The sequence below is a fragment of the Kushneria konosiri genome (assembly GCF_002155145.1).
GTDB lineage: Bacteria > Pseudomonadota > Gammaproteobacteria > Pseudomonadales > Halomonadaceae > Kushneria > Kushneria konosiri.
This window is the reverse complement of record NZ_CP021323.1, coordinates 854,834-867,927: the sequence shown is the minus strand read 5'-3', so window position 1 is coordinate 867,927 and position 13,094 is coordinate 854,834. Positions and strand designations below refer to the sequence as shown.

The following is a 13,094-nucleotide window of genomic DNA, read 5'->3' as shown; positions in this document are numbered from 1 at the left end:
GGGCCGGAATGCTGCGGTCATGCCTTTAGGCCATGACGCCGGCGCGCCATTATAGAGAAGGGCAGTGACCATCCGCTACACTAACGCCCGCCACCGACAGGCCGGTCTCTGGCATGATGGGGGGATTTATCGATGCGATTATCGTGCGGGAAAGGTCTTGGGGAGAGTATTCAATGAAAGCGTTGTTCAGGATAGTGCTGGCGGCGATAGGGGTGCTGGGGTTGCTGGCTGTGGCCGTGGTCATTTACGCGACGACCTTTCTCGATCCCAATGATCTCAAACCGCGGCTGGCGGATGCCGTGCGCGAGCGCACGGGGCTTGAGCTGTCACTGAATGGCCCGCTCTCCTGGACCTTCTATCCGCGCATCGGAGTCACCGTTGAAGATGCCACGGCCCGCCTTCCCGATCAGAGCGCCGATGAGACGCCCTTTGCTGCGTTCCGCCAGGCCGAGGCGCGGTTACGCTTCCCCCCGTTGCTGAGTGGCAATATCGAAGTCGATGGTTTCACGCTTGATGGCCTTCGTCTCAATCTGGAGCGTGATGCGCAGGGGCATGGCAACTGGGAGGCTCTGGTCGATACCGTCGCTCAACAGGATAACGACCGACCGTCTTCTCCTTCGCGACGGCCACAGAGTGTCGCATCGGCCGGCGACCGCCCCTTGGCCATGGACATTGCCAGCGTGCAGGTCAGCGACGGCCAGGTACATTTTGAAGACCAGCAGAATGATCGCAACATCACGTTGTCTTCACTGGCCCTTCAGGCATCCAATGTCACCTCGGGCGGCGCCTTTCCGCTGGAGCTTTCATTCGCCGTCGAAGGTACCCGGCCTGAACTGAATGGCACCATCAGTCTGAAAAGCCAAGCCAGTCTTGATCTGAACAGCGCGGTCTACCGTCTCGATAATCTTGCCCTGAAAGGGGCGATGCATTTGCCGGCCATCGACGGCGCCCACGATCAGACCTTTGGCCTGAACGCTTCAAGGCTGGCTGCAGATCTTGATCGGCAGCGCTACAGCGTGGACAGCGCTGTGCTGGATGGCACCTTTTACCTGCCGTCTCTGGGCGAACATGCCCTGCCTCTGGGCGCCGAGGCAAGTGGTGAAGTGTCGCTGGCGGAAGATCAGGCAAAACTGACCTCTTTTTCGCTCAGCAGCGGCCAGCTGCTGCGCTTGACCGGCAGCGCAGAGGCGCGTCATCTGAGCGATGACCTGCACTGGCAGGGACAGGTCGACATGGCCCCGGCCGATCTTCGCAGCTGGCTGGAACGACTGGGAAAATTGCCGACTACTGCAGATGCCCAGGCGCTACAGCGAGTGGGGTTATCGTCGCAGGTTGAAGGTGACAAACGCACTGCACGGTTCACGGATTTATCGGTCGATATTGACGATACGACCCTTGAGGGGACGGCATCGCTGGGGCTTGAGTCGCCGCTTCTGCACGCCGAGCTCAAGGGGGATTCGCTGGACCTTGATCGCTATCTGCCACCAAGGTCCACCAATGTGACGGCATCGAATGAGGCGCCGCAGGCTCGCACCAGCGACACGACGCCGATCGCTGACGCTGGAGCCTCCCTCAATGAGAGTACTCTGGCGCTGGCTCGCTCGCTGGACCTTGATCTGAATCTGACTCTCGAGACGCTCAAGGCACGAAAATTCCAGCTCGAGAACGTCGCTCTGAAGGCGCAGGGGCGTGAAGGGCATTATCGTCTCTCAAGATTGAATGCCGATCTCTACGATGGGGCGCTCAAGGCCAGCGGCGCCATGAACGTTGCGGCCTCATCAGTGTCGCTCTCGTTTGAGCCGCAACTGACCGGTGTGGCGCTACAGCCCCTGCTGAAGGATGTTTCGGGACGTGATGATCTTTTCCGCGGTACGCTCAATGCCAGTGCCGCGCTGTCTTCCACCCTTGAGGATGAGGGCTCGTGGCTGGCCAATCTCGATGGGAAGGCGTCATTTGTGATTGCTGACGGCGCCATGATGGGGATCAATCTGCCGGGACAGCTGTGCACGACGGCTGCCATGTTGCAGGGCAATAGCACCTCGCATGAATGGGGGAGCGATACCGAGTTCGATCGGTTTGCTGCCAGTTTCGACATTGTCGACGGTGTGATTCAAAACGATGACCTGAACGTGGCGTTGCCCGGTGTGGACATCACAGGCAGCGGTCAGATCGATCTGAAGGCGCAGAATCTGGACATGGCGCTGGCTGCTCGGCTGGTCAACACCGCTGACACCCAGGGATGCCCGGTCAGTGCGACGCTGAGCCATATACCGCTCCCGCTGCACTGCTCGGGAAGCCTGGGCGATGCCCCGGCCCAATGGTGTCGCTTTGATGCCGATGCCTTCAGCGCCATCCTGCAAAAGAGTGCTGCCAGCGAAGGCAGGGAAAAGTTGCGTGAGCATGTAGACCGCCAGCTGGAGGGCAAGCTGGGTCAGCGGATCGAGGAAAAGCTGGGTGAGGCGTCCGGCGGCAATCTGAAAGATGCCATCAAGGGCCTTTTTCAGTAACAACCTTTTCAGTCATCACGTCATGCGGCCGGTGCCCTGATCAAGCAGGGCATCGGCACTTTTCGAGTTTTCTATCCGGGCGAGAGCCAATCCGTGAGTACTTTTATCGAGGCCCTGCAGCCGCTGGATGCCGAATATTTTCGCATCCGTCTGCTGGGCTGGTTTGATCAGTATGGCCGCACCCATCTGCCCTGGCAGCAGGACAGGAGCCCATACCGTGTCTGGGTGTCAGAAATCATGCTGCAACAGACACAGGTGGCAACCGTCATCGGCTATTTTGAGCGCTTCATGCAGCGCTTTCCGGATGTCGAGGCACTGGCAGCGGCCGAGCAGGATGAGGTGCTCCATCTCTGGACGGGACTGGGATATTACGCCCGTGCTCGCAACCTGCATCGTGCCGCCCAGTGCGTTGTCAACGAGCATGGCGGAGTGTTTCCGGTCGAGAGTGTGGCGGCCCTGAGCGCTCTGCCGGGCATTGGTCGCTCGACGGCCGGGGCCATCATTGCCCAGTCCACCGGACAGCGTGCGCCCATTCTGGATGGCAACGTCAAACGCGTATTGACCCGTTTGCATGGCGTTGAGGGCTGGCCCGGCAAGCCCGAGGTGGAGAGGAAGCTCTGGCAGTTGGCCGAGCACTACACGCCCCAATGGCGCTGCGCCGACTTTACTCAGGCCATGATGGACATGGGCGCCACGCTTTGCACGCGCCGTCGTCCCAGCTGCCTGCTGTGTCCCTTTGAAGCTGACTGCGTGGCACATGCACAAGGAGAAGAGCATCGTTTCCCAGCGTCAAAGCCGAAAAAGGAAAAACCTGTTCGTCAGACATTGATGCTGATACTGCGTGATGGCCATGAGCGTGTCCTGCTTGAGCAGCGCCCTTCAAGCGGTTTGTGGGGTGGTTTGTGGGGAATGCCACAGTTTGACGATCATGAGGCACTCGAGTCCTGGTTGGCCCGTGAAATGCCCGGTAGCGCTGTAGAGCAGCAATGGCCATGTTTTACGCACGTTTTTACACACTTTCGACTTGAGATCACGCCGGTTCAGGCGCATCTGTCTCGAAGCGGGGAGCATCCCGTGGTGGCAGGGCGGCGATGGTATGATCCTGACCAACCTGACAGCATAGGATTGGCAGCACCGGTCAAGGCGCTGCTGGAATCCCTGTCATCCTCTTCGCTTCTTTGAAAGCGCTTACAAAAGGTATTGCAATGACTCGTACGGTATTTTGCCGCAAGTATCAGCAGGAAATGGAAGGGCTGCAGATGCCGCCCCTGCCAGGCGCGAAAGGGCAGGACATCCATGACAACGTTTCCAAAAAGGCCTGGGAGGAGTGGCAGGCACTGCAGACACGGCTGATCAACGAAAAGCGACTCAATATGCTGGATTCCGAAACACGTGACTACCTGATGGCTCAGATGAACCGGTTTTTCAACAATGAAGAAACCGACAGCGCTGAAGGCTATGTTCCCCCGGCTCAATAGTTTTTTGAAATAATCGCAAAACAGGTGTTGACCTGGAGGAAGGTTTTCGATTTAATACGCAGCCGTTGGCAACGGCCAGATAGCTCAGTCGGTAGAGCAGGGGATTGAAAATCCCCGTGTCGGCGGTTCGATTCCGTCTCTGGCCACCATCTGCTGGGGTATAGCCAAGTGGTAAGGCACCGGTTTTTGGTATCGGCATTCCCAGGTTCGAGTCCTGGTACCCCAGCCACTTTATTCGACATTCGTTGCTGAGTGCGCCGGCTTAGCTCAGTTGGTAGAGCAACTGACTTGTAATCAGTAGGTCGAGGGTTCGACTCCTTCAGCCGGCACCATTTCGAATTGCGCCAACTGCAATATCGATAAAAGAAACCGCCATCAGGGCGGTTTTTTTGTAACCTTGAAGTCTATTGGCAGCGTCATCCCGGATTGTAAACTCTGATCGAATCGTCGGCTTCATGACTCGAGTCGACAGGGTTGCAGGATCAGAGATTGCGGGGAAACGCTTTGAACCCTGTGCTTCTTGCGATTGACTTTGCTTTTCTCCTGAGTTATACGACATGTTCGTGGTGTGCATATCGCATACCCCTACCAAAGGGTTACTTGACCCGGTAGGGCGATAGGTGCACTATGGTTCGGGTGGTTAACAAGGCAGTATATCGTCAGTTGTAATCGATCCTGTCGAGAGCATATGAATGGCTATCTTGTTTGTGCCCGCGGTGGGCTAACCATCATTAATTTATTGCACAGGTATCAAAAGCATGGCAACTGGCACTGTTAAGTGGTTCAACGACAGCAAAGGCTTCGGTTTCATTTCTCCTGACGACGGTGGCGACGATCTGTTCGCACACTTCTCCGAGATTCAGGCAGAAGGTTTTAAGTCGCTGCAGGAAGGCCAGAAGGTCTCCTTCAACGTCACTCAGGGTAAAAAAGGTCTGCAGGCTTCTGCAATCCGCCCCGAGTAAGTCGGTAGATTAAATTCTACTGTAAAGGGAGCTGCCATTGGCAGCTCCCTTTTTATTTGTCCCTACTCCGTGTCTTCGTTCTGATTGTGCGGCATTGGTTGCCAAGCTACCCGGTTTGCCTCTCTGACATTAATAGACCAGATGAGCGCCGTATCCCCACAGCAGTACCGCAATGGCAAGCAGCACTTCAAGCACCAGTACGCCGATACCCAGCGTTGAGCTTGAAACGATGAACCCCTCCTTGCGATCAATACCCAGAAACCCCGGGATGCCCAGGTAGAGCAGATAGCCGGTATAACAAAGCCCGGCCACGCCTGCGACGACGCACAGCCATATCATCGGATACAGGGCCATCAGGCCCGCCAGGAACATGGGAGTGGCCACATATCCGGCAAAAACAATGCAGCGGTTCAGATCAGGGTGTGAGGGGTATCTCTGTGCCATTCGATGAATTACGAGCCCCATCAAGGCGATGGCACCCAGAATGGCCAGATAAAACAGGACGGCCAGCTGAAGGGCGGTTGTTGTCGAAAGTGTTACGACCGCAGAGCGTCCGAAGTCCCAGCCAACAGTGGTCGTACCGATGAACGAGCTGACTACAGGGACAGCAGCCAGCAGCAGGACATGGCTGGCATACATGTGTGTCGCAGTCTCGTGTTCATTGTCGATATGTTTCCATTCTCGATGAGGATGAGCCATCAGGCCCCAGACATGATGAATCATGATGCACTCCCAGGACCGCTTCAGGTCCACAACAGTGTTAATGTCACTGACGAACGAGCCATGCTTCATTTGGCGGGGCGCCAGAATATGCCCGCCTGTCTGGTACTATAGTTGGCGCTGCTCCCTTCTGGGCCGGCTGGGTACATCTATTAGTCGATAGAGATGCATATCCGGGCGTGGTATCGCTTTTTAAGCCATGCTTGTCTGGCGGCCGATTCATATCGCTGGCAGGGGTGAAGCGGTATCCGGGTGCATTATCTTCAGGGGGCAGCAGTGATTTATTTTTTGAGCAATCTATGGGACTGGATACAGGAAAATGCCACGGTTTTCAGCGGGCTGACCAGTGTCGGCATGCTCTTGATCTGGGGAGTTTATCTACAGCTGCTTTTGCATAACTTTCGTATGCAGCGTCGTCCCCAGATCATCATCAATCATGGTTATGGGCGTGGGATCGATTCGCGCTGCATCGTGAGCAACATGAGTCAGTCTGCGGTATTCATCGACAGCATCATCGTCAAGCTTGAAACCAGCGATGGTCAGTACGTCACAGACGTTACAGACACCGTCGATGAGCAGGGCGAAGATAACAATGATATGGATATGAGGGAGCTGCGTCAGGTGACGCGACAGGGGCCGTTGGGGTCCGGTGAGTATATGAATGCCGGCACCTTTCGAACACTGCTGCAAAAGGTCGCCAGTGAGCATGGCATCAGTGTTGATGAAAGCTGTCGTCCAACAGGAGAAGAAGGTTTTAGCAGCGTTGAAATTCGTCTGATCATGATTTTCGGTGCAGAAACGAGTCCGATAGGCGCCAGTAGACGATTCAACATGAAATATGATGACGATGAAAAATTGAGTCTTGTCCCCGAAACGATCGGTACTCAGCAACTGGGTAAGCGTCGTCAGAGACTCAAGGTTCGCAGATGGCAGCGTGATCTGCGAATGCCGCTAAATTCTGATACTTGATGGCAGGAATGGAGGCTGACATGGCGATCTGCGGTTGCCATGTCATGCCTCTTGCAGGGCGGTCTATATGTCGAACAGGGCGCCCCACTGATGATCGGTCTCGCGGTCCTTGAACTTGGTCAGGCCAGCCGTCGGAGTAAAGGTCATTTCGCCAAAATAAATGGCATCACCTACCAGATAGAAATCAACTCGAACATAAGAGAAGCCATTGGCGAGTTTGAGTGCAAGTTCAAGCGCCTCGTCAAGCTGCTGCGGCCGCGGCATGGCTTGTCCGGTGCTGACTTCGGGACGACGAATTTCTACCAGCTCCCAATCCTGGTTGTAAAAATCGACCTTGTAGTTGGTGAAACGGTCGTGAGTCACTTCAATGAAAACAACCGGATCTTCACCTTCACGCTGGAAGCAGTGAAATTTGAAATCCTTCGGAATGTTGCCAAGATCATCAAGAAGCAGTTTTTCGAAGATCAGGCGAGGCTTGATCTGACGGTAGTGTGCTTCCCTGCAGGTATCATAGAAATCCTGCCCCAGCCAATGTTGTCCAAGATTATAGATCTGGGGGAAAGGGTGGTCAGCCTTGTCGCGTACGAGCAGATTGTATCCAAAGCCATGGTTGGCCTTCATGACAAAACTTTCTGGCAGTGCTGAGTAGGTGGCCGGTGTCGGCTCGGACTCTATTGCGTAGCAAGGCACCAGATATTGTTCGCCTATGGTATGCGCCACATAATCGCGCGCTGCGATCTTGTCACTCAAAACGGAATAGATCGGCTGAGGATTGATCTTGCGATAGCAGATCTTTTCATTAAAGGTGCGCGGATTTTTCAAATTCGGGAATTCGCCGAATACTCGTCGATAGCGGAGCGCCGTATGCCATTTGTCAGGAAGGACATTCATGATGCTGCGACGCGCCAGGCGCAGGAGCTCATCGATGCGGTCCCTCTTTCTCACATCGACAACCCTGCTGTCCTGCTTCTTCATTTGAGGCTCCGATTCAGCCGTCAGCGAGTCGGCAAACAGGTTTTTTACGGCCCTGGGCATATGCCCTCCTTCAGTCTTGGATACCCTGCGATACAGCTGTCCGTTAAATCGGAATGCTCTATCGGTTGATGCCCTGTACTGGCCATGAATAACCCTGCCGGTGAACGAAATAATATATCTTTTATCTCGCTGAACCGCGTATGAAGGTAGTCATAAATTTTTTTCAGTTTGACCTGAAAAATGATACGACACCATCCATGGGAAACATCATTCCGATAGTCATTAGCTGCGATAGCGTTATATTGGCAGCGTATTCACCACCGGTATGTGCCGAAGTGGTGCTGCAAGTCACTTTGTGTATCTTTTGTTACTTTCTGCATAATTACCGCTGCCAGCCGGGTAATTAAACGGCTTGTTAACGATCCGGGATATTAAATCGCGCTGCTCGACCTAACAGGTAGGCTGGAACGTGCAAAATGCCAATTATTATAGACCTTTGTCTTGAGACAGATATGTATATGGTCTACCAATACCATTTCTTATGTTAAGGCAAGTAAAGAATTTGATCTTTTATCAGGTATCAAAAAATCTTCTTTATTTCATATTTTTATAAGATTTATATATAAACGTTGACATCCAAGTCTATAAAAACGAAATAAAAAAAGCCGCTGATAATTCAGCGGCTTTTTAATGTTGGTGGAGGCGGGGGGAGTTGAACCCCCGTCCGCCGGCACTCGTCCATCAGCTCTACATGCTTAGTTTCGTCTTTTGGTTCAACCGCATCGGCTCCGACGAGCAGGATCCGATGCAGCGGGCTCTCTAATGTTTAGCGGTTGACGCGAGAACAAAGCCAACCGCGATCCTGTCAGCTGTAGCTCGTAGCCCCGTTACGATGAACAGGCACATCGCTTCGGGGTAAGAAGGTTACCAGCAGGGTTTAAGCTGCCAGCGCGCCCTCTTGAGCATAGTTTTCGTCGTTTGCGACTATTTTAGAATAACGTGGTATTTACGAGATACGTTACGCTCTCGGCATGCACCTCAGGATCTGCAACCGGCGTCGAATCCATAACGCCCCCAGATCGCTGTAAAGTGTAGCAATAATTGCAGTGAGCGCCAATGGCTATCAACGTTGTATGGCCATGAGGCGTGCGCGCTATCAACGCTGCTCACGTACCACGCGCGCTTTCTGACGCTGCCAGTCCCTCTGCTTCTCGGTTTCGCGCTTGTCATGCTTTTGCTTGCCCACTACCAGTGCCAGCTCACATTTGACGAGGTGCCCTTTCCAGTAAAGTCTCAATGGCACACAGGTGTGGCCCTTGTCCTGCGTACGCGAAAAGATTTTGGCAATTTCCTTTCTATGTAGCAGCAATTTGCGTGTTCGAGCCGGCTCGGCTATTTCATGGGTGCTGGTGGTATTCAAGGGCGTAAAGTGAGCACCCATGAGCCAGGCTTCGCCGCGGCGTACCAGAATGTAGGTATCGGTCAGCTGTGCCTTGCCAGCGCGAAGGCTCTTGACTTCCCAGCCTGATAGCGCAAGCCCTGCTTCGAAGCTCTCTTCAATGTGGTACTCATGGCGCGCCTTGCGGTTCTGGGCAATCAGATTGCCTGAGGGCTGATGTTTCTTCTTGCCCATCGAAATGTCATCTCCTTGACTATAAAAATCATGCGATACATCACATGCGCGTGCTCACCTTAAAATGGGGGGAGGCGTGATATCATTCAAGCATGTGTGAACAAACGTCAACCATGGTACGCGCTGAGCGTGCCTGCGTCATGGGAGAAGGGCATGCCCACCGTTGATCGCTCCGCGATGGTGCGCCATACCGATCAGCAGATGTTTGAGCTGGTGAATGATTTTGAACGCTACCCGGAATTTCTGCCCAACTGTCGCAATGCGCGTACGGTTGAAAGGGAAGAGGACCATCTTGTAGGGGAGTTGACCCTTGGCAAGGGAAGGATTGAGCAGACCTTTCGCACTCATAATGCACTCAAACCCTTTGATCGCATCGATCTGTCTCTGGCCAGTGGCCCCTTCAAGCGCTTTGAGGGCTACTGGAAATTCGTGGCGCTGGATGAGCGCTCCTGCCGCGTAGAGCTGCATCTTGAGTTTGAATTTTCCAGTCGGTTGCTGGGCATGGCCTTTGGGCGGCTCTTCAATCAGTTGGCAGGGCAACTGGTAGACGCCTTTATCGAGCGTGCCGACAAGGTGTACGGACGCTGATGTGTGACGAAGCGAACAGCATCACCTGTGAGGTTGCCTGGGCTGCGCCCGAGGATCAGTACTTGGTGGTCGTCAATGTCCCTATGGGGACCACCGTGCTGGGCGCGCTGGAAGCTTCAGGGCTTTGTCATCGGATCGATGAGCTGAAGAATGTGACTCTGGAAGCGCTTAGGCTTGGAATATTCGGCGAGCATGTGAAATCGCCCGCCGATCAGACAGTGTGTCAGGGAGATCGCATCGAGATCTACCGGCCGCTTCAGATCGATCCAAAACAGGCTCGTCGGGCCCGTGCCCGACGAAAGGTCTGAAGGTTGTCCGCTTTTGTCACTGTCTTACAGTGTCGGGTCTGCGGCCCCGCCTTCAGGATTGGAGGTGGGCTGGCCCATTGGTGAGACGACTTCTCCGGGGCCGGCTGCTGCTGCTGAAGCAGGGGCTTCACCCAGGTCAACACGGGGGCTGGCATCGATATCGCCCGATGTCTGGATATCGGCCAGTTGATTCCCATTAAAGACGAGCGAAACCTGCTTTTCAGTGATATTGTCGTCAGCATCCTTCAGCCGATAGACATAGTTCCAGAGTGAATCGTCAAAGGCGTTGTACATTAAAGGGCTTCCCATGATCTGTACGACCTGCTGACGGCTCATGCCGGGCTGTAGCTGCGACACCATATCGGGAGTGATCAGATTGCCCTGAGGCAGGTCGCGCTTATAAACGCAAGCTGCTAAAAGACTGATCATAAAAGAAAAAACTATAAGCTTGAGCGTGTTTTGCATTTGCCTGGGACTTTCCCTATCGTTTGCCTTGATCGATCATACCCGATACATCCAGAGACTGCGAAGAGCTACCATGGCCGATAGAAATCAGGAGTTACGCAAGGCGGGGCTCAAGGTGACCCTGCCTCGCGTAAAAATCCTTCAGATCCTCGAGGCGACTCGGGAAGAGGATCTGCATATGAGCGCTGAAGACGTCTACAAGGCGCTGCTGGATTCCGGTGAAGACGTCGGTCTGGCCACCGTTTATCGCGTTCTGACGCAATTTGAATCCGCAGGTCTGGTGGTGCGTCACAACTTTGACGGCGGCCATGCCGTATTTGAGATGTCTCAGGAAGAGCATCACGATCACATGCTGTGTCTTGAAACGGGCGAAGTCGTCGAATTCTTTGATCGTGATATCGAGCGTCGCCAGCGTGAGCTGGCCGAAGAGCGTGGTTACGAGCTGGTCGATCATGCTCTGGTACTTTATGTACGACCCAAGGGGTCCAGCGCCACTCGTCAGGATGGCGGCGGCAATCGCCGCTGACCCGTAAAAACGGTCCGGAGATTACCGAAACGCCGCGAATGTTCGCGGCGTTTTTGTGTCGATGGACAATGGAAGGGTGTCGGAGCGGCTAGTGTGCCGATCGTTGGCTGACGTCCAGCATTTCGCGTGCATGGGCCAGCGTTCGCTCTGAAAGATGCACACCGCCAAGCATCCGGGCCAGCTCCCTGACGCGCCCGCCTTCATCGAGCAGCGCCATGGTGGTATGGGTTGTGCGCTCATCTGCCTGTTTTTCGATGTGCAGGTGTTGATGACCCTGCGCGGCCACCTGAGGCAGGTGCGTGACGCAAAGAATCTGCCCATGTTCGCCCAGCTGGCGCAGCAATTGACCGACGATTTCTGCAGTCGCGCCTGAAATGCCCACATCCACTTCGTCAAAGACCAGCGTCGGGATGGTACTGTGCTGAGCCGCTACCACCTGAATGGCAAGACTCACACGTGAGAGTTCGCCGCCAGAGGCGACGCGGGTCAGTGCGCGTGCAGGTTGACCCGGGTTGGCACTGATCAGAAAGCTGACCCGGTCCATGCCGTCAGGCTGAGCGGTATCCCGACGCGCAACGTCCACGGTAAAGTCTGCCTTTTCCATGCCCAGGAAGGTCAGCTGAGACTTGACTTCTGCACCCATGCGACGAGCTGCTTCGATGCGCTGCTCGGAAATCTGGCGTGCCAGTTCGCGCCAGGCATTGCGCGCCGCCTCGGTCGACGCCACCAGAGTGTCCATGTCTTCCCCGCCATCCTGAAGCTCGGAAAGCTCGGCCTGTAGACGCTGATGTAATGCTGGCACTTCTTCGGGCATAACGTGATGCTTGCGAGCAATGCGATGAATCTCGGCCAGACGTGACTCGACGGTCATCAAACGGTCCGGATCAAGCTCGGTCGCATTGACGTAGCGATGCAGCTCATACCCTGCTTCCTGCAGCTGGATACAGGCATCACCGAGCATTCCGAGAATGTTGGCCAGGGCGCCGCTGTCGCTGCCGGGCAGCTGCTCCAGGCGCTGGCGGGCCTGTGCCAGCCGGGACAGGGCACCGTTTTCGTCATCATCGCAGCAGTCGGCGGCAAACTGTGCCTGGGTGATGAGCTCTTCAGCATTGGCCAGACGCGTTTGCTCTTCTTCCAGTGCCGAAAGCTCTTCTTCACCCAGTGATAGCGCATCGAGCTCTTCGACCTGATAGCGCAGCAGCTGACAGCGTGCCTGCTGTTCATCACCACTTTCGCGCGCGGCCTTCAGACGGCGACTGGCCTGCTGCCACTGGCGATAGATCCCTGTGAGCTGAACGACTTCATCGGCATGACCGGCAAAGTCATCCAGCAACCGCAGATGGGTTTCTTCACGCATCAGGGTCTGGTGGGCATGCTGGCCATGAATATCAATCAGGTGTTCGCTCAACATCTTGAGATCGGCAAGGGTGGCTGGCACGCCGTTGATCCATGCTTTCGAGCGTCCGTTGGTGGTAATCGAGCGGCGCAGCAGGCACTCCGAATCGCCAAGGTCACGTTCGGTCAGCCAGGCGCGCGCTTCAGGCAATTGCTCGATATCAAAACGGGCGGCCAGGTCTGCCCGGCTGGCACCATGACGGACGCTGCCGGCATCGGCTCTTTCTCCCAGGCAAAGCGACAGGGCATCCAGAAGAATGGACTTGCCGGCACCGGTTTCGCCGGTGATGGCCGTCATGCCATCCCTGAAATCCAGTTCCAGATGTTCGACGATGGCGTAGTTACTGATGGATAGCTGAGACAGCATGGCCACTCCCGTGTGCGTTGTCGCAGATGACTGGGTTTAGTGGATAGAGACTGACTTTATATACAGTGAGTGTGTTTTTATACAGCTGCTCTTATCGGGCTTCAATACCCTGAATTGGTAATTTCATCGTCATGACGCCTTGAGATCGCCGCCTGGATGCCCCATCTGGGTAAACAGTTTTCAGTATCAATGTCGCTCTAC

General features: G+C 55.0%; 14 protein-coding genes, 3 tRNA genes and 1 other RNA gene. 11 read left to right on the top strand and 7 right to left on the bottom strand.

Going from position 1 to position 13,094, the window contains the following annotated elements:
- Positions 1-173: 173 nt before the first annotated feature.
- The 6 genes from B9G99_RS04105 (at position 174) to B9G99_RS04080 (ending at position 4,317) form a co-directional block, all read left to right on the top strand.
- Complete coding sequence (locus B9G99_RS04105; protein ID WP_158521436.1) at positions 174-2,507, top strand: AsmA family protein; 2,334 nt, start codon at positions 174-176, stop codon at positions 2,505-2,507.
- Positions 2,508-2,600: 93 nt separating this feature from the next.
- Positions 2,601-3,689: an A/G-specific adenine glycosylase gene (mutY, locus tag B9G99_RS04100; protein WP_227875921.1), complete on the top strand. Its 1,089-nt coding sequence runs from the start codon at positions 2,601-2,603 to the stop codon at positions 3,687-3,689.
- A gap of 23 nt (positions 3,690-3,712) precedes the next feature.
- Positions 3,713-3,985, top strand: a complete 273-nt coding sequence (locus tag B9G99_RS04095; protein ID WP_086620862.1) for an oxidative damage protection protein — start codon at positions 3,713-3,715, stop codon at positions 3,983-3,985.
- A gap of 73 nt (positions 3,986-4,058) precedes the next feature.
- A tRNA-Phe gene (locus tag B9G99_RS04090) sits at positions 4,059-4,134 on the top strand.
- 5 nt (positions 4,135-4,139) lie between these two features.
- Positions 4,140-4,214 (top strand) — tRNA-Gln (locus B9G99_RS04085).
- Between the two features lie 27 nt (positions 4,215-4,241).
- Positions 4,242-4,317: transfer RNA gene (locus B9G99_RS04080), tRNA-Thr, on the top strand.
- On the opposite strand, the gene B9G99_RS16705 is transcribed toward B9G99_RS04080, so the two are convergent.
- Entirely contained in the window at positions 4,305-4,559 is a 255-nt protein-coding gene (locus tag B9G99_RS16705; RefSeq protein ID WP_148663905.1) for a hypothetical protein, read from the bottom strand. The genes B9G99_RS04080 and B9G99_RS16705 overlap by 13 nt on opposite strands.
- Before the next feature lie 184 nt (positions 4,560-4,743).
- On the opposite strand from B9G99_RS16705, the gene B9G99_RS04075 reads away from it, so the two are divergent.
- Positions 4,744-4,947 carry a cold-shock protein gene (locus tag B9G99_RS04075; protein WP_086620861.1) on the top strand — a complete coding sequence of 68 codons (204 nt, stop codon included), beginning with the start codon at positions 4,744-4,746 and terminating at the stop codon, positions 4,945-4,947.
- A gap of 129 nt (positions 4,948-5,076) precedes the next feature.
- Here B9G99_RS04075 and B9G99_RS04070 read toward each other — a convergent pair whose 3' ends face one another.
- A complete protein-coding gene (locus B9G99_RS04070; RefSeq protein ID WP_086623272.1) occupies positions 5,077-5,670 on the bottom strand; it encodes a Yip1 family protein in 594 nt (197 codons plus the stop codon).
- 351 nt (positions 5,671-6,021) lie between these two features.
- Here B9G99_RS04070 and B9G99_RS04065 point away from each other — a divergent pair, with 351 nt between their 5' ends.
- Positions 6,022-6,636 (top strand): hypothetical protein, encoded by a 615-nt coding sequence (locus B9G99_RS04065; RefSeq protein WP_148663904.1) that lies wholly within the window; start codon positions 6,022-6,024, stop codon positions 6,634-6,636.
- Positions 6,637-6,699: 63 nt separating this feature from the next.
- On the opposite strand, the gene B9G99_RS04060 is transcribed toward B9G99_RS04065, so the two are convergent.
- The 3 genes from B9G99_RS04060 to smpB all read right to left on the bottom strand — a co-directional run bounded on the left by B9G99_RS04060 (position 6,700) and on the right by smpB (position 9,244).
- Positions 6,700-7,671 carry an ATP-grasp fold amidoligase family protein gene (locus tag B9G99_RS04060; RefSeq protein ID WP_086620859.1) on the bottom strand — a complete coding sequence of 324 codons (972 nt, stop codon included), beginning with the start codon at positions 7,669-7,671 and terminating at the stop codon, positions 6,700-6,702.
- 634 nt (positions 7,672-8,305) lie between these two features.
- Positions 8,306-8,687: a transfer-messenger RNA gene (gene ssrA, locus B9G99_RS04055) on the bottom strand.
- An 80-nt stretch (positions 8,688-8,767) separates the two neighbouring features.
- Entirely contained in the window at positions 8,768-9,244 is a 477-nt protein-coding gene (smpB, locus tag B9G99_RS04050) for an SsrA-binding protein SmpB (protein WP_086620858.1), read from the bottom strand.
- 153 nt (positions 9,245-9,397) lie between these two features.
- On the opposite strand from smpB, the gene B9G99_RS04045 reads away from it, so the two are divergent.
- Both B9G99_RS04045 and B9G99_RS04040 read left to right on the top strand, forming a co-directional pair.
- A complete protein-coding gene (locus B9G99_RS04045; RefSeq protein WP_086620857.1) occupies positions 9,398-9,832 on the top strand; it encodes a type II toxin-antitoxin system RatA family toxin in 435 nt (144 codons plus the stop codon).
- Positions 9,832-10,140, top strand: coding sequence for an RnfH family protein (locus tag B9G99_RS04040; RefSeq protein WP_086620856.1), 309 nt, complete (start codon positions 9,832-9,834; stop codon positions 10,138-10,140). The genes B9G99_RS04045 and B9G99_RS04040 overlap by 1 nt, the downstream gene beginning before the upstream one ends.
- A 24-nt stretch (positions 10,141-10,164) precedes the next feature.
- On the opposite strand, the gene B9G99_RS04035 is transcribed toward B9G99_RS04040, so the two are convergent.
- Positions 10,165-10,605 carry an outer membrane protein assembly factor BamE gene (locus B9G99_RS04035; protein WP_086620855.1) on the bottom strand — a complete coding sequence of 147 codons (441 nt, stop codon included), beginning with the start codon at positions 10,603-10,605 and terminating at the stop codon, positions 10,165-10,167.
- 73 nt (positions 10,606-10,678) lie between these two features.
- Here B9G99_RS04035 and fur point away from each other — a divergent pair, with 73 nt between their 5' ends.
- Positions 10,679-11,131: a ferric iron uptake transcriptional regulator gene (gene fur / locus B9G99_RS04030; RefSeq protein ID WP_086620854.1), complete on the top strand. Its 453-nt coding sequence runs from the start codon at positions 10,679-10,681 to the stop codon at positions 11,129-11,131.
- Between the two features lie 88 nt (positions 11,132-11,219).
- Here the strand turns inward: fur and recN are convergent, their stop codons facing one another.
- A complete protein-coding gene (gene recN / locus B9G99_RS04025) occupies positions 11,220-12,893 on the bottom strand; it encodes a DNA repair protein RecN (RefSeq protein ID WP_086620853.1) in 1,674 nt (557 codons plus the stop codon).
- Between the last annotated feature and the right edge of the window lie 201 nt (positions 12,894-13,094).